The sequence below is a fragment of the Arenibacter latericius DSM 15913 genome (assembly GCF_000424985.1).
Taxonomy (GTDB): domain Bacteria; phylum Bacteroidota; class Bacteroidia; order Flavobacteriales; family Flavobacteriaceae; genus Arenibacter; species Arenibacter latericius.
Genome location: NZ_AUKX01000001.1, coordinates 155,362 through 178,752 on the forward strand (window position 1 = coordinate 155,362; position 23,391 = coordinate 178,752).

Consider the following 23,391-nt stretch of genomic DNA (forward strand, 5'->3'; position numbering starts at 1 on the left):
GTAATCGTTTTTAGAATTTAGCGTATTTATATCATACTAACCCTAATAGTAATTAAGAAGGGTTTTCATATTTTAATAATACTACATATTTACTTTGAGAAGGTTAACACAAACCAACAACCTGAAAAATCCTATATCATATTTCCCCTTCACAAAACGAAATTATAATTTAGATAAATTTACTAGTAGGTATATTGAGGCTTCTACTGATTTGTTTAAACAATCACTATAGTCTTTAGAGTTAAAATAAAATTCAGCTTTACAATCTATTTTCATCAATTGCCACTATCTTTATATTTTATAACGAGGAATGAAAAAGAAGCAGACAATAATTGTGGTAGGCGGTGGCTTTGCAGGCCTAGAATTGGTAAAAAGACTAGGGAATTCTAGCAAATACGAACTCATTCTAGTAGATTGTAATAACTACAACTTCTTTCCGCCATTAATCTATCAGGTATCTACAGGCTTTATGGAGCCTTCAGCCATCAGCTATCCTTTTCGGAAAATCTTACGAGACAAGAAAAGTGTTCACTTTAGACTGGGAGCACTTAAAGAAGTGGTACCATCAGAAAATAAAATTGTACTTAACAACGGTGAATTAAAGTACAACATATTGGTAATGGCCACTGGTGCAGAATCTAACTTTTTTGGCAATACCAATATTGAAGAAAAGAGTTTACCAATGAAAACAATAAGTGACGCTCTTTCCTTGAGAAATGTAATCCTTACTAGGTTAGATCGCGCAACAAGATTAAAAGATTCCCAGGAACGTAAAAAGCTTCTCACTTTTGTAGTTGCTGGCGCCGGACCTACAGGAGTAGAACTCTCCGGAATTTTATCAGAAATGAGGTCGTTTATTATTACAAAAGATTATCCTGAATTAAGCAAGGAAGACTTAGGCGACATCTACCTCATAGATGGCCAAGATGCCGTACTAGCTGCTATGTCCAAAAACTCGCAAAACTACACCCATAGTCAGCTCAACAAACTAAACGTAAAAATCAAACTCAACACCCTAGTTAAGGATTTTAAGGATGAGACCGTTTACTTATCCGACAATACACAAATTCCCACCAAGAATTTAATCTGGGCTGCGGGGATATCAGCCAAAGCTTTTAAAGGTTTCGCTAAAGAAAGCTATGGCCAAGGGAAACGCTTAAAAACAAACGTCTTTAATTTGGTAGACGGGTATAAGAATATTTATGCTTTGGGAGATAGTGCCCTAGTTATGGGAGACGATAACTATCCTAACGGACACCCTCAATTGGCTCAACCTGCGCTGCAACAAGCAAAAAACTTAGCACACAACCTAAATGTAGCCCCTCAGGAATGGACTCCCTTTACCTATAAAGACAAAGGATCACTTGCCATCATTGGAAGAAATAAAGCGGTAATGGATTTTCCCAAACAAAAATACCACCTCAAGGGATTTTCAGCATGGTTCATATGGATATTTGTCCATATTATGGGCTTAGTGAATTTTAAGAATAAAGTACGCACCCTATACAATTGGATAGGATATTACATCTACAAGGACCAATCTTTTAGAATGATTATTAAGCCAAGCGAAAGAAAGTCCTAACCCCTTTCACTTAAACAAGCATAAGACTCTATTAATACACCAATGCTAAAGGCCTCTAAATAAAACTTAAGTCCCGCCTAATTTAAGACATTCGGTTAATAATTTATGATAACTTAAGGGAAACACCTTCTCCCATACCAGTAGATTTCATTAATTTCGCCTTGCAGACAAATTACAGGTTAATATAGATTTTCTTACGGCTTTTTAAAGCATAATTAGGATAGGAACATGAAACAATATCACGATTTACTTAAACATGTTTTAGATAACGGGATCCAAAAAGGGGATCGTACTGGGACGGGTACTAAAAGCGTGTTTGGATATCAAATGCGATTTAATTTAGCCAAAGGCTTTCCTTTAATTACCACTAAAAAACTACATTTAAAATCAATTATCCACGAATTATTATGGTTCTTAAAAGGGGACACTAACGTTGCCTACTTACAAGAAAATGGGGTAAGGATTTGGAATGAGTGGGCAGATGAAAACGGAAACCTAGGTCCTGTTTATGGTTACCAATGGCGAAATTGGAATGGGGAAGAAATAGATCAAATTAAAGACATCGTTCACTCCCTTAAAAATAACCCAAATAGTAGACGCATGTTAGTATCTGCATGGAACCCAAGTGTATTGCCAGATACCAACGTTTCTTTTTCAGAAAATGTGGCCAACGGCAAAGTTGCACTACCTCCATGTCATGCTTTTTTTCAATTTTATGTGGCAGAAGGAAAGCTATCATGCCAGTTATACCAGCGCAGTGCCGATATATTTTTAGGTGTTCCGTTCAATATTGCTTCCTATGCTTTATTTACTTTAATGCTGGCGCAAGTATGTGATCTACAGCCTGGTGATTTCATCCACACCTTTGGTGATGCACATATTTATAACAACCACATAGAACAGGTAAAACTACAATTAGGTCGCACCCCTAATCCACTACCTAAAATGGTCCTTAACCCAGACGTAAAAGATATCTTTAACTTTAAGTTCGAAGATTTTACATTAGAAGATTACGATCCCTACCCTCACATTAAAGGAGCTGTAGCGGTTTAAAATAAATTTTATCAGGGCGTTAGTCCAACGAAATGGGTCATTGTCGAATTTACCGGATAATGACCCATTTTTATTGATATGAGTCAATACATTCCCTTATAAACCAACCCGATAATCAAATTATTCCGTAAATTTAAAGGACAAAACCAATGTTATACCCATTATTATGGATATTACTGCTTTTTTCCTACAAACAAGGATCCATACTAAGAATTTGTGCAAGCCCTTAGAAATAGAGGATTATGTAGTACAACCTATAGTAGACATATCACCTCCAAAGTGGCATTTAGGCCACACCACCTGGTTTTTTGAAGAGTTTATCTTAAAAGCCCACATAAAAGATTATATAGTATTTGATACAAAGTTTTCCTTTATTTTTAATAGTTACTATGAAACTATAGGAGAAAGAGTAGTTAGGGCAGACCGCGGTAATCTATCTAGACCTTCTGTAAATAAAATCTACGAATATCGTGAATATGTGACTTTACACATGGAAGCACTTTTGAATAATGCCCCAAGTGATGAAGTAATTCAACTTACACAAATAGGAATCCATCACGAAAAACAACATCAAGAATTATTACTCACCGACATAAAGTACATCTTAGGAAATAACCCCTTGCTTCCTATCTACGACTCCTCATTTAAAGAACACATTAACGAAGATCTTAATCAAGAATGGATATCCATCCCTGAAGGGGTTTATGAGATTGGTTACTCTGGCGAAGCGTTTTGCTACGATAATGAGTTGGGAAGACATAAGGTTTACTTATCTCCATATGCTATATCTAACAAATTAGTTACCAATGGGGAATACTTAGAATTTATAAATGATGGTGGATATGATAGATTTGATTTGTGGCATTCAGAAGGCTGGGAGTGGATAAAAACCAATGATATTAAATCCCCACTGTATTGGCATCAAGTTAAGGGAGAATGGCAGCACTACACCATGGAAGGCTTAATAAAACTTGAGGAAGAGCATCCCGTAACCCATATCTCTTATTTTGAAGCCTATGCCTATGCTCAATGGAAAGGTTGCAGGCTACCCACGGAGTTTGAATGGGAAATAGCAGCAACAAAATTTAAGTGGGGTGTGCGTTGGGAATGGACAGAAAGCGCTTATCTACCCTATCCCCAATATAAAAAGGCTCCTGGAGCGCTAGGAGAATACAATGGTAAATTTATGGTAAACCAAAAAGTACTAAGAGGCAGTTCTGTGGCCACCCCTAACTTTCATGAAAGGATTACATATCGCAATTTCTTTCATCCTCATCTAAGATGGCAATATACAGGAATAAGATTAGCCCAATAAAAATCACCATATTAACCTAAACTACCATTTATGGAAGCAGACACCCTAATAAAAATTCAAGCTCAATTTGCTCAAGATGTTTATGAAGGGCTCTCAGCATCTCCTAAACATTTAGCCTCCAAATATATCTACGACCATAAAGGAGACCTGCTCTTTGAGCAGATTATGAATCTTCCTGAATATTATTTAACCGATTGTGAGTTAGCTATACTGAAAAATAACAGGGAAGAGATTACCAACCTATTCCTGAAGAACACCACCTCTTTAAACCTAGTGGAACTAGGGGCTGGAAACGGGAAAAAGACAAAGATTATTTTAGAGGAGCTTCAAAAACAAAGCTCCAACTTTTGCTATGTACCTATAGATATTAGTAATAATGCACTACTAAAACTAAAGAACACCCTATCTATAGAATTTCCAAATCTTAATGTGAGCCCTAAGCAGGGTACTTATTTTAACATGCTTAAAACCATTGAATCTTCTGAATCCACTAAAAATGTAATCCTCTTTTTAGGATCTAATATTGGAAATCTATCCCACAGCCAAGCAATTACATTTCTATCTCAATTAGCAGCTGGGATGCACAGTAATGATATGATTTTCATTGGATGTGACCAGAAAAAAGATCCTCAAACCATATTAAATGCGTATAATGACCCTAAAGGGGTAACAGAAGCCTTTAATAAAAATTTATTGCATCGTATAAATAGGGAATTAGACGCCAACTTTATTCTAGACAACTTCTTGCATTGGGAGTCATACAACCCGCAAAGCGGAACTGCAAAAAGCTTTTTAGTATCCAAAATTGACCAGAAAGTCCAGATTGCAGCCTTGGACCTAGAATTGAAATTTAAAGCCTGGGAAACTATTCATACAGAGATTTCGCAAAAATACGATGATGAGCTAATATCCGAGTTGGCCAAAGCAGCAGGACTACAAATTACTGCCCAATTCTCTGACGATAAAAAGTATTTTAAGAATTACATTCTAACCAAAACTGCACTGCAAAAGCTATAGCTTATTGCGAACGAAGTACTCATTAAGGTACACCAAAAAAAATAATAAGAAATAAGCATCCTTTATCCTTCTATATTTCCAATAGATAAAACATTCCTTCTAGTCCTTATCTAAAAGGGATAAACTTCAGAATTTTAGAGGTATCCTTCTAAAAGCAGTTTATCCCTTAAAAAATGTAATGTTTATAATTCGCAAGGAATTACAATATCAGTAAGGAATTCTCAGCTCCAGCGTAATCATTCCACTTCAAGCCATCTCCTTCTAATTCATTTACAAATTCCCCGTCTACCAGATACTTAAACTCAAAAGTGCTATCTTTCGGCAAATTAACAGCCCCCTTAAAGGTGCCATTTTTCAACTTCTTTAAGGTACTTTCCTTAGGGTCCCAATTATTGAAATCCCCTACAACAGCTACTTTTTTCGCATCCTTAGCTTCAACAGAAAAAGTTACTTTACAAATTGGTTTAGTCTTTAAATATTGTTTAGAAATTGCCATAATTCAAATTTTAAATATTTTACAAAATTACATTATTAAATGCCTCATTGCCAATGACCAAGATCATTTTACCAATTTCATAATATTTGAATTACTCTTGGAGGTAGATTTTCAAATTAGGATACACAATTTCATAAAACTATGATAAAATTCAATTATTTTAAGATTTTCACAATGCTATCTATTTCATTTTCGGTATTATAGAAATGAAATGCCAATCTAACACCACCACCTCGCTCTGCAAAGAGCACATTGTTCTGCATTAATTTAGTGCGACCCTTCTCCCCCACAGAAAGATTAAATGTGGTACTATGATTACCTCTATTCACCACACAGGATTCTAATAGCCCTAAGGCCCCAAATTCCGCTAATGCCTTTTTGGAAAGCTTTTGGATTTGTTCGTTTACAACGTCCATTCCTATAGCAGAAATAAACTTTAAGGAGTAATTAAGGCTTCCAAATGCCAAACTATCTAAATGTCCAGGCTCAAATCTATTGGAAAATTTAACGGCATCTTTACCCTCCAAATTTCCCCTCGCAGCATTAAATCCGATTGCAGCACAACTAAAACGATCTGCAACATCATCAGAAAATAGCATAAAACCATTTCCATGGCCTCCTAACATCCATTTATAACCACTAGCCCCAAGCACATCTATCCCCGAGTTATCAAAATTCACACTTTCAGTTCCGCAGAATTGGGTGCCATCTGCAATAACAATTAGATGTGGAAATTCCTTTTTTAGAGAATTTAGGAATTCTATATCAATCTTAAATCCATTTAACCATTGCACTAAACTTAAGGCAAGTATTGTTATTTTTTCCGATTTTATTTTATTGTAAATATGTTCTTCTATATTCTCCGAAAGATCTACGTAATAAAGGTTAGGAGTTCTTGACTCGAACGGCCAGTTTACAGAAGGGTAATCACTATTTAATAACAATACGTTTTCCTTTTCCCCCATCCCTTCCAACAATATGTTCATCCCTATAGAAAAATTGGGCACCAAGGCAACGTTATCTCTTTTACAATTAAAAAATTGGGACACTGTATTTCTAGTTTCCGATATAATTTTCCCTTGCTTTGTTAATAGTTTTCTCCCACCTATAAGAACATCCAAATCATGTTCTTGTCGCCAATCTAATAACCCTTCGTATAACAAGCCCTGAGTAGCCGTATCTGCATAAACAAATTGATTTAAGACCGGAAATTGTTTAATGATGTTTTTCATAAACTAATTGATGAAGATTTGTATTTTGGTATCTTTACCCCTAAAGATACTTATTAGCATGTTTAACAGAAATAAAAAAGACTCAAAAATAGATTTGGAGCAACACCAAATGCTGGAGGATGCTCAGAAAAGGATAAAACAAAAGAAACGTTTGTTTTCTCATTTCGTCATATTTCTAATAGGCAGTATTTTTATGATTATAATCAATAAAATCCTTGGCTATGGCAAAACCTATGATTGGTTTATCTGGGCTATTATGGTATGGGCCTTTTTATTTGTGATACATCTCTTTGATGTTTTTGTGACCTCTAAATTAATGGGCCCACAATGGGAAAGATCACAAAGAGAGCGATTAGTTGCTAAACAAAAACAGAAGATTGCGGAGTTACAAAAAGAAATAGAAACGGATTTCCCTCTGTCTCGCATCAATAAAAATAACGAGTAATGCAGATTATATCGATGATTGCCGCTGCAGGTGAGAACAATGCCTTAGGAAAAGACAACGACCTTTTATGGCATTTACCTGATGATTTTAAGTATTTTAAAAAGCGAACCTCAGGACATAAGATAATAATGGGCAGAAAAACTTTTGAGAGTTTTCCTAAACCTTTACCCAATCGCGTACATATTGTAATTACAAGGGACCTCAATTATAAGATCCCCCATCCAGATTGTATAGTAGTACACTCACTTGAGGAAGCCTTAAAACTAGTAGAAGGAGAACCCCTAGCTTTTATTATAGGAGGAGGAGAAATATACCAACTTGGATTAGAATATGCCAATCAATTAGAATTAACACGAGTTCATGAATCCTTCGAAGCAGATACCTTCTTTCCTGATTTTGATGAGAATGAATGGAAGCTAACCAAAAAGGAGTTCCACCCAAAGGACGAGAGACACAACTATGATTTCACCTATTTAACCTATGTAAGAAAGCCGTAGAAGACAGTACTAACAAATTCTAGGGACTACATCAAGACACTTAAATATACTTTCACAGCGGATGATATGAGAACTTCCTATAGGCGTTCCTTTTTCCACAAATCTATCAGTTAAAAATCTAAAAAGGAGACCTTATAGGGTACTCTGGCGTCTTTAACAAAACTATCTAGCACTTTCACATCCTTATTAGTGAAAAATTGAAAATCTGCTTTAGAAACAGAAGGGTCGATAAGATTATATTTTTCCAAAATATATTTGGTTTGCCTAGCCACTCCGTCACCAGAATCTATAATCTTAACATTATCTGGTAAAATATCTTTTAGCAAGGGAATTAAATAAGGGTAATGAGTACATCCTAATACCAGCTGATCTATACCCTGGTTAACCATATGAGATAAATAACGTTCCAAAAGAGCTTTAGTTTTAGGAGAGTTAAGCTCCCCGTTTTCTATCAATTCCACCAAGCCTGTACCTCTTTGCTCCATTATCTGTATACCACTAGCATGACTCATAGAAGTGCTGTGAAAAAGACTACTAGACAAGGTACCTTTTGTAGCCAAAACCCCTACTCTTTTTGTTTTGGAATTTAGAGCTGCTGTTTTTATAGCAGGTTCAATCCCTATAAACGGAAGGTCAAAATTATCTCGGAGTTCTTTAATAGCATTCGTAGTAGCTGTATTACAAGCCACAACAATAAGCTTACATCCTTTATTGATAAGGAATTCCGTATTCTTAATACTTAGGCGTAAAATCTCTTCTTTGGACTTTTCACCATAAGGTGCATTTTTACTATCAGATAAATAGATGGTGGATTCATTTGGCAACAACCTATTAATTTCTCGCCATATAGAAGTGCCTCCAATTCCCGAATCAAAAATACCTATTGGACCTAAACTCATTAAATGAAATTTAAAATCTAAAGTTACATTATTATTGCTTTTACCAAAATGATTCGCACAGCATTGAGCACCTTAATTACTATAATATTAAGGACTGCTAGGATCTTTCACCAATAACTATTTAACAAAAAAAAGAGCCATACGATTGCATGACTCTTTTTATAAAATTTTATATCCGTTTTGCTTAGAAACCTAAATGCTTCTTAACTGCTGGTAAAAGGTCTTTTCCTTTCGCCACAATAAGACCACCGCCTTGGGTAGCATCAATAACGTAGTCTACTCCTTCAGCAGCTGCAACAGCTTCTATAGCTTTTTTAGCCTTTTCTGTAATAGGGCCTAAAAGCTCTGCCTGTTTCTTTTGCAATTCTTGCTGCGCAGTCTGTTGTGCCTCTCCAATATTTTTTTCAAAACCTTGCAATTCTAAAGCTCTCTTTTGGTTTTCTTCTTCAGATTTAGAAGCAGATTCGTTCTGATATTGAGTGTATTTGTTTCTAAGTTCAGTCATAGAACTTTCAATATCGGCTCTATACGTTTCAGATAGCTTTTTAAGTTCTGCATCAGCAGCCTTCATCTCAGGCATTGAGGAAAGCAATTCTTGTACATCTATGTGTGCAATCTTTGCTTGGGCGTTAACAAACCCAGTTGCTGCTACGAACAAAACTATGGCTACCGCAATTTTCTTTATTTGTTTCATGTTTCTCATTAATGTTTGAATGTTAATTTTAAAAAATTTAGTTATATAATTGATTGAATTATTCCTAGTACTATCTTATTAAACTGTGGTTATTCTTCCTCTTTTTTACCAGTTCTTTTTTCTGCTTCTTTTTTCCTTTTAGCTTCTCTTTCTTCTAGCAGTTGTTTTCTCCTTGCCTCATAAGCTTTCCTTCGCTCTTCCCTAACTCTTAACTGCTCAGCTCTTCTTTCATCAGCAGTTTTAGCTCTAGCTTCCTCTGCTTGTTTCATCCGCTCTTGACGCTCTAAAAGCGCATCGCTTAACTCCTCTTCTTCATCTTCAAAGTCATCTAAACTACTTTTAGAGTCTTTCTTGGCAGGAGGGCTTATCCTCCTAGTTCTAGAGATACCTCTTAAAACCAAGTCGCTAATATCGTGTCTTTTTTCGGAATACAACATTACAACATCTGCAGATTTATCAAAAATAAAATCATATCTTTTATTGGCACCTATTTTTTGCACCTCATTAAAAACCTGATCTTGTATAGGCTGTATTAATCTCCTCTTCTGCAAGACAAGATCACCCGAAGGCCCAAATCTATTTTGTTGATATTCTAACATCTCCTTTTCCAGGATCTGTATTTCCTCTTCACGTTCAGCAATTAACTCTGCAGTTAGAAGCACTTTCTCTGCCATCAGATCCTTTTTCATCTGCTCAATCTCCATTTTCTCCTTTTCCAACTCTTGTTTCCAACGTTGAACTCTATTGGCTAATTGCTCGTTTGCCTCCCTATATTCCTCAACATTTTCTAAGATATATTCCATATCTACATAACCTATTCTAACTCCTCTTTGAGCAGTAAGACTAGCTGTAGTAAAGGCTAAAAAAAGGACTACAAGTAATTTTACGTTAATCTTCATAATATCTTCGTTTTATACTATAGAAAATATCGTGCCAAAAATAATTTTTCATTCTTAAACGCACAGTAAACTGTATAAAACTGCAAAATAATTTTATAAATTAAAACTGTTGTCCAATAATGAAGTGGGTTTGCCATCCGCTAGGCCCAACGGAATTTGGGTTATAATCTTTATCAAATCCATATCCAAAATCAATTCCTAGAAGTCCAAATGCAGGCATAAAAATTCGCAGCCCCACTCCGGCCGATCTTTTTAATTCAAACGGATTAAAGTCATGAAAATTGTTAAAGGCATTACCCGCCTCTAAAAACGCTAATCCATAAATAGAAGCAGAAGGCTTAAGTGTTAGCGGGTATCTAAGTTCTAAAGAGTACTTATTATATACCACTCCACCATCTTGTATCTGCTGACCTGAAACAGGATCTACACTGTATGGAGTTAAAGATTGATTTTCATATCCTCTTAATTGAATTACATCCCTACCGTCTAATGTATAGGTTCCTAATCCATCTCCCCCAACATAAAACCTTTCAAACGGCACCTTACCTACTTTATCATTATAGCTACCTAAAAATCCAAATTCCGCATTAGTTCTAAGAACTAAATCTCCAACTAAACTAGTATACCAATCCCCTTTAAAGTTAACCTTATAAAATTCTAACCATTTAAATCGCTCTTGATCTATACGCTCTATTTCTGCATTGTTTTTTTCCGCAACAGCTACTTCAAGATCAGAATTCAACTTATCGTAATCCTTGTTATTGAATAAAGAAAACGGGGGTGTAAACTTTGCAGTCACTTCAAAATTTGAGCCCGTCCTAGGGAAAATTCGACTCGGTCCTGACGAGTTTCTTGCAATCCCCAAACTATAGGCTATAGAATTAGATTGTCCATTTCCAAAATTAAAAAGACCTAGGTTATAATTTTGGAAATCGTATAACTGATATCCTACGGAGTGTGAAATGGTAAATAAGTCATCTGGCCATTGTACCCTTTTTGCTAATCCTGCTGATAATCCCGTAATAGAAAATGTTCTGCTTTTATCTGGCCTTCTACTTACGTATGGGTTATAATAAAATTGCTGTGTTCTAGAAAGGGACATATTAAAACGTACCGGCTTTTTACCACCTAACCAAGGTTCGGAGAAGTTAAGGCTATACACCCTGTAAGTTCTACTCGCTTGTAAACGCAAAGCAAAAGTTTGGCCATCACCCATTGGAACTGGCTTATATGCCTCGCCATTAAATAAATTCCTAACAGAAAAGTTACTAAAGGATAGTCCAAGGGTCCCAATAAAGCCACCACCACCGTAGCCTCCTTGTAGTTCTATTTGGCTAGAACCAGACTCTACTAAGTTCCAAGCTAAATCCACTGTTCCCTCATTAGGGTTAGCGTTTTGAATGTCTGGTTTAATTTGCTCTGCATCAAAGAAACCAAGCTGACCTAATTCCCTGATACTTCTTATGATGTCTGATTTATTATAACGTTGCCCTGGTCTGGTACGCAATTCTCTAAAGATCACATGATCATTAGTCTTATCGTTACCCGCAACAGTTACATGATTAAGAAAAGTCTCTTTCCCTTCAATAATCCTAATCTCAAAGTCAATAGTATCATTTTCAGCAGACATCTCTACTGGATTAATACTGGAGAATAAGTATCCATTATTTTGATATAAATTCGTAAGATCGTTTCCATCTGGCTTAGTATCATCGGCTATTCGCTTTCTCAAAAGCACCCCATTATAGGTATCTCCTTTCCTTAGTCCCAATATTCTAGATAACTGACGATCTGAATATACCGTGTTACCCACAAAATTTATATCTCCGAAGTAGTATTTATCTCCTTCTTCAACTTTTATTTTAAGATCTATAAGCTTATCACCTGTTCTTACAAATGTATCTGAAACCACTCTAGCATCTCTAAATCCCTTCTCGGCATATTTATCTACTAGGTTAACAAGATCTTCCTTATAATCTTCCTCTATATATTTAGATTTTTTCCAGAAACGATAAAACTTTTTCTTTTTGGTATTTTTTAAGGCCTTTCTAAGTTGTTTATCGGACAACTGCTCGTTTCCTTCAAAAACAATATCATTAATCTTAACCTTTTCACCCTTTTTAATATTGATCACCATTTTCTGAGTATTGGTATCTACAGTATCCTTAGCTGTAGCAATATTAACAGTAGCATTGAGGTATCCTTTCTTTTTATATTTGTTTTGAAGGTAATTTCTGGTGTTAGCAATTAAGCTCTCCGTAATCTTCTTACCTTTCTTAAGATCTGCATCTTTAAGAATTTCCGGGACTTTTTTAGGCTTAACCCCATAAACGGTTACATCTGTAAGTGTAGGCCGTTCAATAATATTTAACTCCAGGTATACATTCTCTCCTTCTATATTGGTGATATAAAAACTAATATCTGTAAAAAGTTCTAGCCCCCATAATTTATTAATTACAGCACTAATTTCATCGCCTGGAACCGTTATAGGCTGCCCTATCCTTAATCCCGTATAGGTTTTAACCGTCTGCTCGTTATAGCTTTGCAGACCAGTAACCTCCAAGCCAGCAAGAATATACTGCTTCCCATCATCATAGGAGGGATCCTGTGCGTAATTTATAGTAGTAAAAAAAAAGAAGGTAAGTGCAGTAATGAAATTCAGGGTCATGATTCTTCCCATGCCTCTAGATAAGTTGTTCGCTTGTTTTTCCAAATCGTCGTTCTCTGTTCTGGTAGTTTTTAATAGCTTCCAATAAATGGTGTTCCGTAAAATCGGGCCAAAATACATCAATAAAATATAATTCCGCGTATGCAATCTGCCAAAGTAGAAAATTACTAATCCTTTGCTCGCCACTAGTGCGTATCAGCAGGTCTACATCTGGCAAATTATGCGTGTAAAGATGGTTATTTATAATGGTTTCGTCAATATTTTCAGGAATAATTATATTATTTTTAACTTTGGTTGCAATCTGTTGAATAGCACTCTTTAATTCTTCCCTAGCACCATAACTCAACGCCAAAGTTAACACCATTCCGGTATTTTCACTTGTTTTGGCCATCACATCTACCAATTCCCTATGAGCTCTTTTAGGCAAGGTGGCGATATTACCAATAGTGTTTAATTTAATATTATTCTTATTCAATGTTACTAGCTCTTTTTTAAGAGAAGATACTAGTAAGCGCATCAAAGTTTCAACTTCCAATTTGGGTCTGTTCCAATTTTCGGTAGAAAAAGTATAAAGAGTAAGATACTCTACCCCTAATTTTGCACAATCCTCTACTGTTCTTCTAACGGTCTTCACACCCTGTTCATGGCCAAAAACGCGAAGTTTACCCTGCTTCTTCGCCCATCTTCCATTACCATCCATAATAATGGCGATATGCTTGGGCAGTTCTTTTTTGTTTTTTGTTGTGATATCCATATATGTATTATCGGAAAGAATCCTGACATGGTTTTCTACCAAAAGTATAAGTAAGTGTTATACCAGAAAAAACATACCAATCATCACTCAAAATATTTCCAAATTTATAATCTTTTAATTCATTAGGAAAAGAAGGATTGCTAGCATCTAGATTATCTGTAAAAGTATATCTAGCTCCAATCTCTGCCCCGGCAATCAAAAACTGATTCAACCTTACTTTCATTCCCACGGTCATTGGAATAGAAAACGCTCCATCTTTCTGCCCTTTATCCGTAAATTTTGCATCAGATCCCGAATTATCAAAATAATGATACCCATACCTAAAATAAGTGACCCCCGTATATAGATAAGGAGTAAAAGCCGGACCCAATCTATGTAAATTATACTCTACAAAATTAAATTCTAGCCCCGCAGACACCTCTAAGATACTGTTATCCATCTTATAGCCCCTTTGAACCCTAGACGACATACTCGACTTGGAATCATCGGCTGTAAACTCACCATAAATTACACTTCCACGCCATGCGTATCGCTGACTAATATTCCATTTAAAAAGTCCGCCAAAAGCAGGCCCCGAAGGCATTATAAAATTAGTCCTTCCTACATCGCCTATATTGTTAGCCCCTCCTGCAAATATCCCCACTTCATAAGTCTGACTATTTACTCCGGTATATACTAACGCAAGAAGTACTGCAAGAAAAAACCTCATTATTTTAAAAGTTTGCAAATATAACCATTACAATCACTTAGACTGCATTTTAATTACATTCTTGTTCTATCTTGATAAACAAGTTTCACACTTTTTTATTGTTCTAGCCTCTAAGAATCAATTACGTTTATCTTCTCCCCACAACAATTTATTCCTCAGAGTTTTTAAGAAGCTCTCGGAAGTATACTCAATCATTTTTATAGTAAAAGGCGCTTTTCTAACTAAAATCTCCTTTCCATTGGCTACCGCAGCTATACGAGAATCCAAGGAAACCAAATGACTTTCTGCCCTTCCAGACACTTTGAGTCGGATTACCGTATCATCTGAAATAACTAAAGGCCTAGCATTAAGATTATGTGGAGCAATAGGAGTCAAGATAAACGATTTAACCGTTGGCGCCATTACAGGACCACCACAACTTAAAGAATACCCTGTTGACCCTGTTGGCGTAGACACTATAAAACCATCTGCCCAATATGAAGTTAAATATTCATCATTAAGATACGTTTCTACAGTAATCATAGAAGTAGTATCCTTCCTACTGACAGTAATTTCATTCAGCGCAAAATTCAACTCCTCAAACTCGGGAATATCAGAGGACTCGGCAATTTCCACCAAACTTCGCTCTTCAATAGTATAGGCTCCAGCAACAAACTCGCGCACCACCTTTCTTACATCTTCCTTTTTAAAGGTAGATAAAAATCCAAGGCGACCTGTATTTACTCCTACAATAGGGATATCCAAATCCCTAACATAGGTAGTAGCTCTTAAAATAGTTCCATCGCCACCAAAACTAACAAACATGTCGAAGCTGCGATCTAACCCCTTCTTATTGGTAAACGTAGGATAATCGCCTACCCTACCTCTCAATTCCATAAAGCTATAGAATGTTTCTTCGAAATAAATTTCTGCATTTTCATTTTGAAGCTCTTCTATGAGCTCCAAAACATACTCCACTGCAGACTCTTGGTAAGCTATTCCGTAAATGGCTACCTTCATAGTTATTATTATACGTTAAGGTATTTATCCAAGTAATCGGATCTTTCTTTTAAGTCTTCAATAAACTGATCATCGTCGCTACCATATAGAATGGTATAGTTGTAACGTCTAAAAGTTTGTATTACCTCATTGAGATGCTCAGATCCAATTTTAATGGTAATCTGTATAACATCATTCCTACTATCTGTAATAAATGCTCCAATCAGCTTTTGGTTATTACTCTCTACAATCTGCGCTATTTCACTAAACGAATAATCTTTAATTCCTTTGGCTAGTACCAAAATACCTCCAGGCTCAGTAAAAAAGGGAGTGTTTATAAACAGATCTACTATATCAATTAGATCATAATAACCCAATACTTTACCTTCCTTATTCACTACAGGCAACACATTAGCTTCATTCTTAGAGAATACCTCCAACACATCTAACCAAGAAGCCTCAGGTCTTGCCAAAAAAGTAGCTAACTGATACCTATACGCTTCAATAATCTTATCTACCTCGTAATTCTCTAAGTCATTTTTCTCTAGCGCCCCTATATACACCCCATTATCCACGACCGCTATATGCGAATAGGTAGTCTGATTAAAGAACAAGATCACTTCTTTTAAAGAGTCCGTCACTTTAAAAACAGGTACTGATGTTAATATGCTGTCTTGGATTTGCATGACTTTGATTTGTATTATAACGCAAAATACTAATAAAATATCCGTAGCACCAAAATTGACACAAGTATTATTGCGTAAGAAATTAACTTCACTCTTATCACTTAGCACAGACTACGCCTATAACTTAGCTGATAACCTTCTCTCAACTCTTCGTCCAAAAAATGCAATTGCTCTTATTGAACGCGTTAGATAAATTCTTTCACTGTATAAATTACAAAAGGTATGCCTAATTTGTATTTTTGTCATCTAAATACAAGAAAAGATATGACTAAGCTTAGCGTTAACGTAAATAAAATTGCAACAATTAGAAATTCTAGGGGAGGAAACGTTCCTAACCTGGTAAAAGCAGCCCAAAATATTGAAGGATTTGGCGCTCAAGGAATAACTATACATCCAAGACCGGATGAAAGACACATCACCTACCAAGACACTAGAGATCTAAAAAAGGTGGTTACAACAGAATTTAATATAGAAGGCAACCCCATTCCTAAATTTATTGAGCTTGTACTAGAGGTAAAACCTACCCAAGTTACTTTGGTGCCAGATGATGTAGATGCCATCACCTCAAATGAAGGCTGGGATACTATAAAACATAAAGATTTTCTTAAGGAAGTTATTCAAACCTTTAAAAATAATGGAATCCGCACCTCTATTTTTGTAGATCCAGATCCAACTATGATTGAAGGTGCTGCATTAACAGGAACAGACCGAATTGAATTATACACAGAAAGCTATGCCATTGAATACGATAACGGCAACAAAGACGGAGTACTTCCCTTTGTAGAAGCAGCTAAACTTGCTCATAAATTAGGCTTGGGAATTAATGCAGGGCACGACTTAAGCCTAGACAATATTCAGTTCTTTAAAGAAAGTGTTCCTCATCTTTTGGAAGTTTCTATTGGGCATGCCTTAATTTCCGAATCGCTCTACTTAGGATTAGAGAACGTTGTAAATATGTATCTAAATAAATTAAAATAACTCATGGAAATACTACATTCTAATATAATTGGCAAAGGAGAACCCATTCATATCTTGCATGGATTTTTAGGAATGCTAGATAATTGGAAAACCATAGGAAATAAATACGCTGAAGAAGGCTTTGAGGTTCATTTAATAGACCAGCGTAATCACGGAAAAAGCTTTCACTCCCCCGAGTTTAACTACGATGTTTTGGCAGCAGATCTAGACCGTTACATGACCCATCACAATATTCCTAGCGCCACTGTTCTAGGCCATAGTATGGGTGGAAAAACTGCCATGCTATTTGCGTGCAAGTATCCTGAAAAAGTAAAGAAATTAATAGTAGCAGATATTGCACCAAAATACTACCCACCACATCACCAAGACATCCTTAATGGACTAAATGCCATTAATGTCCGCGAGATAGCTTCTAGACAAGAGGCAGATAAAAGATTGGCCACACACATTAGTCAACCCGGAGTGCGACAGTTTTTACTCAAGAATCTATATTGGGTAGAAAAAGGAGTGTTAGATTTTAGGTTTAATCTAGAGGTCCTAAGCGAACGCATGGAAGAGGTAGGCGAAAATATAGGCACCACCGATTCCTATTCCGGACCAACCTTGTTTTTAAGAGGAGACAAATCGGAATATATTACCGATGCTGATATGACAGAAATAAAAAAGCATTTCCCAAAGGCTAATTTAGAAACTATTGACAATGCCGGACATTGGCTACACGCCGAAAATCCAAAGCAATTTTTAGCAAAATCTATCCCTTTTATAAAGGAATAACCAATTGCTAGACACAATCACGGCATTCTTTTACAGTTGAGCTTACTAATAAGGGATACAAAAAACATATCTAGTTTTATACTTACAGAGGTTAGCTTCAAAAATAAATTCTTAAGTTTAACATAATCAAAAAAAAAAAAAAAAAAAAAAGAAAAACCTTAACTAAAAAAAAACACCTATGAAATTATTATTAAGAGTACTTCTTAGCGCAATTGCCGTAGTTATTTTAGCTAATATTCTACCTGGAGTAGGTGTAAGCAGTTACGGAACCGCTATAATTGTTGCCATAGTACTAGGACTTTTAAACTACATTGTAAAACCCATCCTAGTCATTTTCACCCTACCTGTAACAATCCTTACCCTTGGGCTTTTCCTTCTTATAATCAACGCCATAATAATACTTTTGGCAGACAGTTTAGTACAAGGTTTTACAGTAGACAATATATGGTGGGCACTCCTTTTTAGCCTATTACTATCTTTTCTTCAATCGCTATTTTACAGCCTCCTTAACGACGACAAATAGCTTTATGATACCTTTATGACAATCAGTGGTTTAAAAACTTGTTGAAGATTATAAAATATAGTACTTTTGCGTCCCATTTTATTTTAGCAAAATACAGATAACAAATGAATATCACTAAAGAGCAGATAGACGAACTAAATGCAGTAGTTACAGTTGCGGTAACCAAGGAGGATTATTTCGACAAGGTTGAGTCCATCTTAAAGGATTACAGAAAGCAAGCCAACATCCCTGGTTTCAGAAAAGGTCAGGTTCCTATGGGACTAATCAAAAAGCAATACGGAAAAGCTGTTTTGGTAGATGAGGTGAACAAACTTTTGCAAGACAATTTGAACAAATATCTTACAGAAGAAAAGCTTGATGTCTTAGGAAATCCTATCCCCAAACAACAAGACAATTTTGATTGGGATGCGGAAAATTTTGCATTCGAATTTGAATTGGGACTTGCCCCTAAATTTGAGGTGGACCTAAAAACCAAAGAGGCCATCACACATTACAAAATCACTGCAGACGAAAAGATGATTAACGAGCAAGTTGAGCGTCTTCAGAAGCAATACGGAAAATTGATCAGCAAAAGCGAGGTAAGCGAAAAAGACGAGGTTAATGGAATTTTTGCTAACGAAGCTGAAGAAATTGACAATAAGACCGTTATAGAGATTGAAAATATCAAAAATAAAAAAGCTTTAGAAAGCCTTTTAGGTAAAAAAGTTGGTGATGTAGTTACCCTTAGCACTAAAGACCTATTTAAAGAAGACTATTTATTAGGTAGCGCTTTAGGTGTAGATGCAGATAAAGCCAAGGATTTAGATATAGAGGTTACTTTTACTATTGAGGAAATCAACGAAAAAGAACCTGCTAAATTAGACCAAGAGTTTTTCGACAAATTATTCGGAGAAGGTAAAGTTACTTCAGAAGAAGAATTGAAAACAAGAATTAAAGAAGATTCTGAAAAGCAATTTGAGCAACAATCAGATCAAAAGTTGCTTAATGATATTACAGAGCACTTTATAGAGACCATTAAGTTTGATCTTCCTACGGAATTCTTAACTAAATGGATTCAGACTACTGGCGAAACACCTTTAACAGAGGAGGAAGCGGCAGAAGAATTTGAAAAATCTGAAAAAGGATTACGTTATCAATTGATTGAAGGAAAAATCATTGAGCAAAATGAAATCCAGATTCAATTTGAAGAGCTTAAAGAGTTTGCTAAAGGCTTTATAAAGCAACAAATGGCTCAATTTGGTCAGTTAGATCCAAAAGAAGAGGAGTTAGACAATATAGCTGCTAGGGTTCTTTCTAATCAAGACGAGGTTAAAAGATTAAGCGAGCAACTTATGAGTGAGAAACTATTGGCTCTTTACAAAGAAAAAGCTAATCTAAAGCCAAAAGAAGTTACTTACGAAGATTTCGTAAAAGAAGTATACGGGTAATTCACCTGAATATAGAAGAAAACCAAAGCTGTATTAAGGAGTGGCCATTTATGAAATATTATTTGGCCCTACCTTAACAGCAGTTAAGGTTAAATTACACGAAAAATAAGTATATTTACAGTGTCGGAGAATTTATTTTCGACACTTTTTTTATCTTATAAAACCTCGATTTAAAATATGGATTACGGGAAAGAATTTAAAAACTACGCAATTAAGCATCAAGGGATCAACAGCATGTACTATGACAGTATATTGAATAGCATGTACCCTACTAACCTAACCCCGAATATTATAGAGGAAAGACAACTAAATGCAGTAGCAATGGATGTTTTCTCTAGACTGATGATGGACAGGATTATTTTCTTGGGAACAGGTATTAACGATCAAGTTGCGAATATAGTACAAGCACAATTGCTTTTCCTAGAAAGTACCGATGCATCCAAGGATATCCAAATATATATTAACTCTCCTGGAGGAAGCGTATATGCAGGATTAGGTATCTATGATACCATGCAGTTTATAAAACCAGACGTAGCAACTATCTGTACAGGAATGGCCGCCTCTATGGGCGCTGTTTTATTATGTGCTGGTGAAAAAGGCAAGCGAAGTGGTCTTACGCACTCTAGAGTAATGATTCATCAACCATTAGGTGGTGCGCAAGGACAGGCTAGTGACATTGAAATTACCGCAAGGGAAATTTTAAAATTAAAAGATGAACTTTATCAAATAATTGCCAAACATTCTGGTCAACCCTTAGAAAAAGTTAGCGATGATAGTGATAGAGATTATTGGATGAAAGCCAACGAAGCTAAAGAGTACGGAATGATTGATGAAATCCTAGTAAGGGATTCTCAAGAGTAACGACTAAGTCATCTGAAAAGATGGTGATGCCCAAACTGGCACACCAAAAGAACGAGTAACATCGTTCCTATTATTGAATGTGATATAATGATATGGCAAAAGAAAATTTAGAATGCTCTTTTTGTGGGAGAAAAAAACCGGAGACCAATTTATTGATTGCAGGGTTGGACGCTCATATCTGTGACCGTTGTATAGAACAGGCACATGGTATAGTTGCGGAAGAATCTAAGCAGACAAAAAATCAGGACCTATCTTCGGAGCTAGTCCTAAAAAAGCCTATAGAAATTAAGGAGTTTTTAGACACTTATATAATTGGCCAGGACAGAACTAAAAGAGTAATGTCTGTAGCTGTTTACAATCACTACAAAAGATTGTTGCAGCCTAACAGCAAGGAAGACGATATAGAAATCCAAAAGAGTAACATTATAATGGCAGGGCAAACCGGGACTGGAAAGACCCTAATTGCCAAGACCATAGCTAAAATGCTTAATGTACCTTTAACTATAGTGGATGCAACGGTTCTTACTGAAGCAGGTTATGTTGGGGAAGACGTAGAAAGTATTCTAACCCGCTTATTACAAGCTGCAGATTATAATTTAGAAAAGGCAGAACGTGGTATTGTTTTTATCGATGAAATTGATAAAATTGCTCGAAAAAGCGACAATCCTTCTATTACCAGAGACGTTTCTGGAGAAGGGGTTCAGCAAGGACTTCTTAAATTATTGGAGGGAACTGTAGTTAATGTACCACCAAAAGGAGGTAGAAAACATCCCGACCAAAAATTTATTGAGGTAAATACGGAAAATATCCTTTTTATAGCTGGAGGTGCTTTTGATGGTATTGAGCGTATCATCACTAAAAGGTTGAATATGCAAGCAGTTGGATACAGTGCTTCTAGAGCGGAAGATAAGGTAGACAACGAAAATATTCTTCAATATATAATCCCAAAAGACCTAAAAGACTTTGGATTAATTCCAGAAATAATAGGAAGACTTCCGGTACTTACTCACATGAATCCATTGGATAAGGAAACCTTGAAGGCCATTTTAACGGAACCTAAGAATGCTATCATCAAACAATATGAGAAGTTATTCAAAATGGACGATATCTCTTTTGAAATAACAGATCAGGCATTAGATTATATCGTAGACAAAGCCATTGAATACAAATTAGGTGCTAGGGGACTTCGTTCCTTATGTGAGGCGATTTTTACGGATGCTATGTTTGAGCTTCCTAGTTCGGAAGAAACAACCTTTAAGGTTAGCAAATCTTACGCAGAAGAAAAGCTATCCTATGAAACAATAAACAAATTAAAAGCAGTCTCTTAAGACTGCTTTTTTTTATTCTTACAATACCCTACCCCCAAGACCTGCGTAGATTACCACCACACCACCAATAGCAATAACAACATACACCACCTTTAACTACTGAAAACCTTTGATGGATGTCTAAACATAATAGGACTCCAATTAAAATGATACCATTACGCTTTATAATGTGCGATAACCCTTAGCTGCTGCTCTATAGTTCGCCTAATATTCTCTAAAGTAAATTCCGAATCCATTGCTTGCTCCAAGCTTACTGGATATGGCAATAAGGGTAAAACTGAAAGAAAACCTGCCTCATTCAATTCCTCAACTGCATTTACACTGCCTCCAATTGCTATTACAGGAATTCCTTGCTTTTTCGCAACTTTAAGAATACCTGCTGGAGTTTTCCCCATTCCCGTCTGCGCATCTAACTTTCCCTCTCCAGTTATAATCAGTTCTGCACCTCTTATTAAATCAGCAAATTCTATTGCATCCAAGACCACTTCAATACCAAGTTTTAAACTAGCATTTAAAAACCCAAGAAATCCCCCACCCACACCACCAGCAGCTCCTGCACCAGGTACCGAATTCACATCCTTATTAAACTTTTCCTTAATCACCTTTGCAAAACGACTCAAACCTTTATCCAATTCAAGTATCATTTGGTCATCTGCTCCCTTTTGATGGGCATATACGTGGGCAGCACCATTACTTCCCGATAACGGATTATTTACATCACAAGCAATAGTAAAACTAGCCTCTCTTACACTAGGTAGGACCTCTGTATCATCAATAGCACATATCTCATTTAATATTTGTCCGCCATAACCCAATTCTTCTCCTTTAGTGTCTAAAAATTTAAACCCTAAGGCTTGCAACATCCCCGTACCCCCATCATTGGTAGCACTTCCTCCAACACCAATTAAAAACTTTCTGCATCCTTTATCTAAAGCATCTCTTATTAATTCTCCCGTACCATATGTTGAAGTTAGCATGGGATTACGCTTATCCTGCGGAATTAAAGTTAAACCGCTTGCAGCTGCCATTTCAATAATAGCCGTATAAGAATCCTTAATAATACCGTATTGCGCTAAAACCGGCTCTAATAGCGGTCCATTGACCGTGCAGGAAACCAATTCTCCCTTTAATATACTAACCAAAGCTGTTAAGGTACCTTCTCCTCCATCCCCTACTGGAATTTTAATTACCTCACAATCTGGAAAGACTTTATGAATAGCTAATTCGGAATTTTCAGCAATTTCCATTGACGAGACACTTCCTTTAAAAGAATCGCTAGCTACAACTATTTTATTCATATGCACACGCTATATCACCTTACACCTAGTAGTAAGTGAATTCTTGTTTCTTATGTATCAACGTTATTTAAAGGAGCTACTAATTTGCCCCCTGCTTGTTAACCATTCAATTATACAAAATAATAGCTTAGCGAATTTTCGAGCTACCTCCTAACCCCTCTTAATTTGGTAAAATATTTTTATAGCTCACACTAAACAACTCCAGACATAAACCCAATAATTCATGATCAAAAAAAAGCCACCTCAAAATTTTGAGACGGCTATATTCTATTCTTTTA

23 protein-coding genes are annotated in these 23,391 nt (G+C 36.0%); 12 read left to right on the plus strand and 11 right to left on the minus strand.

What is annotated here, in order from left to right; genetic code table 11:
• The first annotated feature begins 310 nt into the window (after window positions 1–310).
• From H344_RS0100645 to egtD, 4 genes are all read left to right on the plus strand, one after another.
• On the plus strand, window positions 311–1,582 hold the full coding sequence (locus H344_RS0100645) for an NAD(P)/FAD-dependent oxidoreductase (RefSeq protein ID WP_026808514.1): 1,272 nt from the start codon (window positions 311–313) through the stop codon (window positions 1,580–1,582).
• Window positions 1,583–1,810: 228 nt separating this feature from the next.
• Window positions 1,811–2,635, plus strand: coding sequence for a thymidylate synthase (locus H344_RS0100650; RefSeq protein ID WP_026808515.1), 825 nt, complete (start codon window positions 1,811–1,813; stop codon window positions 2,633–2,635).
• Window positions 2,636–2,801: 166 nt separating this feature from the next.
• Window positions 2,802–3,950 (plus strand): ergothioneine biosynthesis protein EgtB, encoded by a 1,149-nt coding sequence (gene egtB, locus H344_RS0100655; RefSeq protein WP_034255911.1) that lies wholly within the window; start codon window positions 2,802–2,804, stop codon window positions 3,948–3,950.
• A 30-nt stretch (window positions 3,951–3,980) separates the two neighbouring features.
• Window positions 3,981–4,967 carry an L-histidine N(alpha)-methyltransferase gene (egtD, locus tag H344_RS0100660; RefSeq protein ID WP_026808517.1) on the plus strand — a complete coding sequence of 329 codons (987 nt, stop codon included), beginning with the start codon at window positions 3,981–3,983 and terminating at the stop codon, window positions 4,965–4,967.
• A 199-nt stretch (window positions 4,968–5,166) separates the two neighbouring features.
• On the opposite strand, the gene H344_RS0100665 is transcribed toward egtD, so the two are convergent.
• Both H344_RS0100665 and H344_RS0100670 read right to left on the minus strand, forming a co-directional pair.
• Entirely contained in the window at window positions 5,167–5,463 is a 297-nt protein-coding gene (locus H344_RS0100665; protein WP_026808518.1) for an isoamylase early set domain-containing protein, read from the minus strand.
• Between the two features lie 155 nt (window positions 5,464–5,618).
• Window positions 5,619–6,695, minus strand: coding sequence for an aminotransferase class V-fold PLP-dependent enzyme (locus H344_RS0100670; protein WP_026808519.1), 1,077 nt, complete (start codon window positions 6,693–6,695; stop codon window positions 5,619–5,621).
• Between the two features lie 58 nt (window positions 6,696–6,753).
• Here H344_RS0100670 and H344_RS19485 point away from each other — a divergent pair, with 58 nt between their 5' ends.
• Complete coding sequence (locus tag H344_RS19485; protein ID WP_034255914.1) at window positions 6,754–7,140, plus strand: 2TM domain-containing protein; 387 nt, start codon at window positions 6,754–6,756, stop codon at window positions 7,138–7,140.
• The gene (locus H344_RS0100680) at window positions 7,140–7,637 is read left to right on the plus strand and encodes a dihydrofolate reductase (RefSeq protein WP_026808520.1); all 498 of its coding nucleotides are present in this window, start codon (window positions 7,140–7,142) and stop codon (window positions 7,635–7,637) included. The genes H344_RS19485 and H344_RS0100680 overlap by 1 nt, the downstream gene beginning before the upstream one ends.
• 110 nt (window positions 7,638–7,747) lie before the next feature.
• Here H344_RS0100680 and murI read toward each other — a convergent pair whose 3' ends face one another.
• The 8 genes from murI to H344_RS0100720 form a co-directional block, all read right to left on the minus strand.
• Window positions 7,748–8,536 (minus strand): glutamate racemase, encoded by a 789-nt coding sequence (gene murI / locus H344_RS0100685; RefSeq protein ID WP_026808521.1) that lies wholly within the window; start codon window positions 8,534–8,536, stop codon window positions 7,748–7,750.
• Window positions 8,537–8,720: 184 nt separating this feature from the next.
• Window positions 8,721–9,230, minus strand: coding sequence for an OmpH family outer membrane protein (locus tag H344_RS0100690; RefSeq protein ID WP_026808522.1), 510 nt, complete (start codon window positions 9,228–9,230; stop codon window positions 8,721–8,723).
• An 89-nt stretch (window positions 9,231–9,319) separates the two neighbouring features.
• The gene (locus H344_RS0100695) at window positions 9,320–10,129 is read right to left on the minus strand and encodes an OmpH family outer membrane protein (RefSeq protein ID WP_026808523.1); all 810 of its coding nucleotides are present in this window, start codon (window positions 10,127–10,129) and stop codon (window positions 9,320–9,322) included.
• A 100-nt stretch (window positions 10,130–10,229) separates the two neighbouring features.
• Window positions 10,230–12,797 (minus strand): BamA/OMP85 family outer membrane protein, encoded by a 2,568-nt coding sequence (locus tag H344_RS0100700; RefSeq protein WP_240484925.1) that lies wholly within the window; start codon window positions 12,795–12,797, stop codon window positions 10,230–10,232.
• 16 nt (window positions 12,798–12,813) lie between these two features.
• Complete coding sequence (locus H344_RS0100705) at window positions 12,814–13,551, minus strand: isoprenyl transferase (RefSeq protein ID WP_026808525.1); 738 nt, start codon at window positions 13,549–13,551, stop codon at window positions 12,814–12,816.
• Between the two features lie 7 nt (window positions 13,552–13,558).
• Window positions 13,559–14,260, minus strand: coding sequence for a type IX secretion system protein PorG (gene porG / locus H344_RS0100710; RefSeq protein ID WP_026808526.1), 702 nt, complete (start codon window positions 14,258–14,260; stop codon window positions 13,559–13,561).
• Window positions 14,261–14,377: 117 nt separating this feature from the next.
• Window positions 14,378–15,259: an NAD kinase gene (locus H344_RS0100715; RefSeq protein WP_026808527.1), complete on the minus strand. Its 882-nt coding sequence runs from the start codon at window positions 15,257–15,259 to the stop codon at window positions 14,378–14,380.
• 8 nt (window positions 15,260–15,267) lie between these two features.
• Window positions 15,268–15,924, minus strand: a complete 657-nt coding sequence (locus H344_RS0100720) for a CBS domain-containing protein (protein WP_026808528.1) — start codon at window positions 15,922–15,924, stop codon at window positions 15,268–15,270.
• 264 nt (window positions 15,925–16,188) lie between these two features.
• Here H344_RS0100720 and H344_RS0100725 point away from each other — a divergent pair, with 264 nt between their 5' ends.
• The 6 genes from H344_RS0100725 (at window position 16,189) to clpX (ending at window position 21,815) form a co-directional block, all read left to right on the plus strand.
• Entirely contained in the window at window positions 16,189–16,902 is a 714-nt protein-coding gene (locus H344_RS0100725; protein ID WP_026808529.1) for a pyridoxine 5'-phosphate synthase, read from the plus strand.
• A gap of 3 nt (window positions 16,903–16,905) precedes the next feature.
• Window positions 16,906–17,676, plus strand: a complete 771-nt coding sequence (locus tag H344_RS0100730) for an alpha/beta fold hydrolase (RefSeq protein ID WP_026808530.1) — start codon at window positions 16,906–16,908, stop codon at window positions 17,674–17,676.
• Window positions 17,677–17,854: 178 nt separating this feature from the next.
• Window positions 17,855–18,199 carry a phage holin family protein gene (locus H344_RS0100735; protein WP_026808531.1) on the plus strand — a complete coding sequence of 115 codons (345 nt, stop codon included), beginning with the start codon at window positions 17,855–17,857 and terminating at the stop codon, window positions 18,197–18,199.
• Window positions 18,200–18,303: 104 nt separating this feature from the next.
• The gene (gene tig / locus H344_RS0100740; protein ID WP_026808532.1) at window positions 18,304–19,626 is read left to right on the plus strand and encodes a trigger factor; all 1,323 of its coding nucleotides are present in this window, start codon (window positions 18,304–18,306) and stop codon (window positions 19,624–19,626) included.
• Between the two features lie 177 nt (window positions 19,627–19,803).
• Window positions 19,804–20,487, plus strand: coding sequence for an ATP-dependent Clp endopeptidase proteolytic subunit ClpP (gene clpP, locus H344_RS0100745; RefSeq protein ID WP_026808533.1), 684 nt, complete (start codon window positions 19,804–19,806; stop codon window positions 20,485–20,487).
• 92 nt (window positions 20,488–20,579) lie between these two features.
• Entirely contained in the window at window positions 20,580–21,815 is a 1,236-nt protein-coding gene (clpX, locus tag H344_RS0100750) for an ATP-dependent Clp protease ATP-binding subunit ClpX (RefSeq protein WP_026808534.1), read from the plus strand.
• A 155-nt stretch (window positions 21,816–21,970) separates the two neighbouring features.
• On the opposite strand, the gene H344_RS0100755 is transcribed toward clpX, so the two are convergent.
• Window positions 21,971–23,113, minus strand: coding sequence for a glycerate kinase family protein (locus tag H344_RS0100755; protein WP_026808535.1), 1,143 nt, complete (start codon window positions 23,111–23,113; stop codon window positions 21,971–21,973).
• Between the last annotated feature and the right edge of the window lie 278 nt (window positions 23,114–23,391).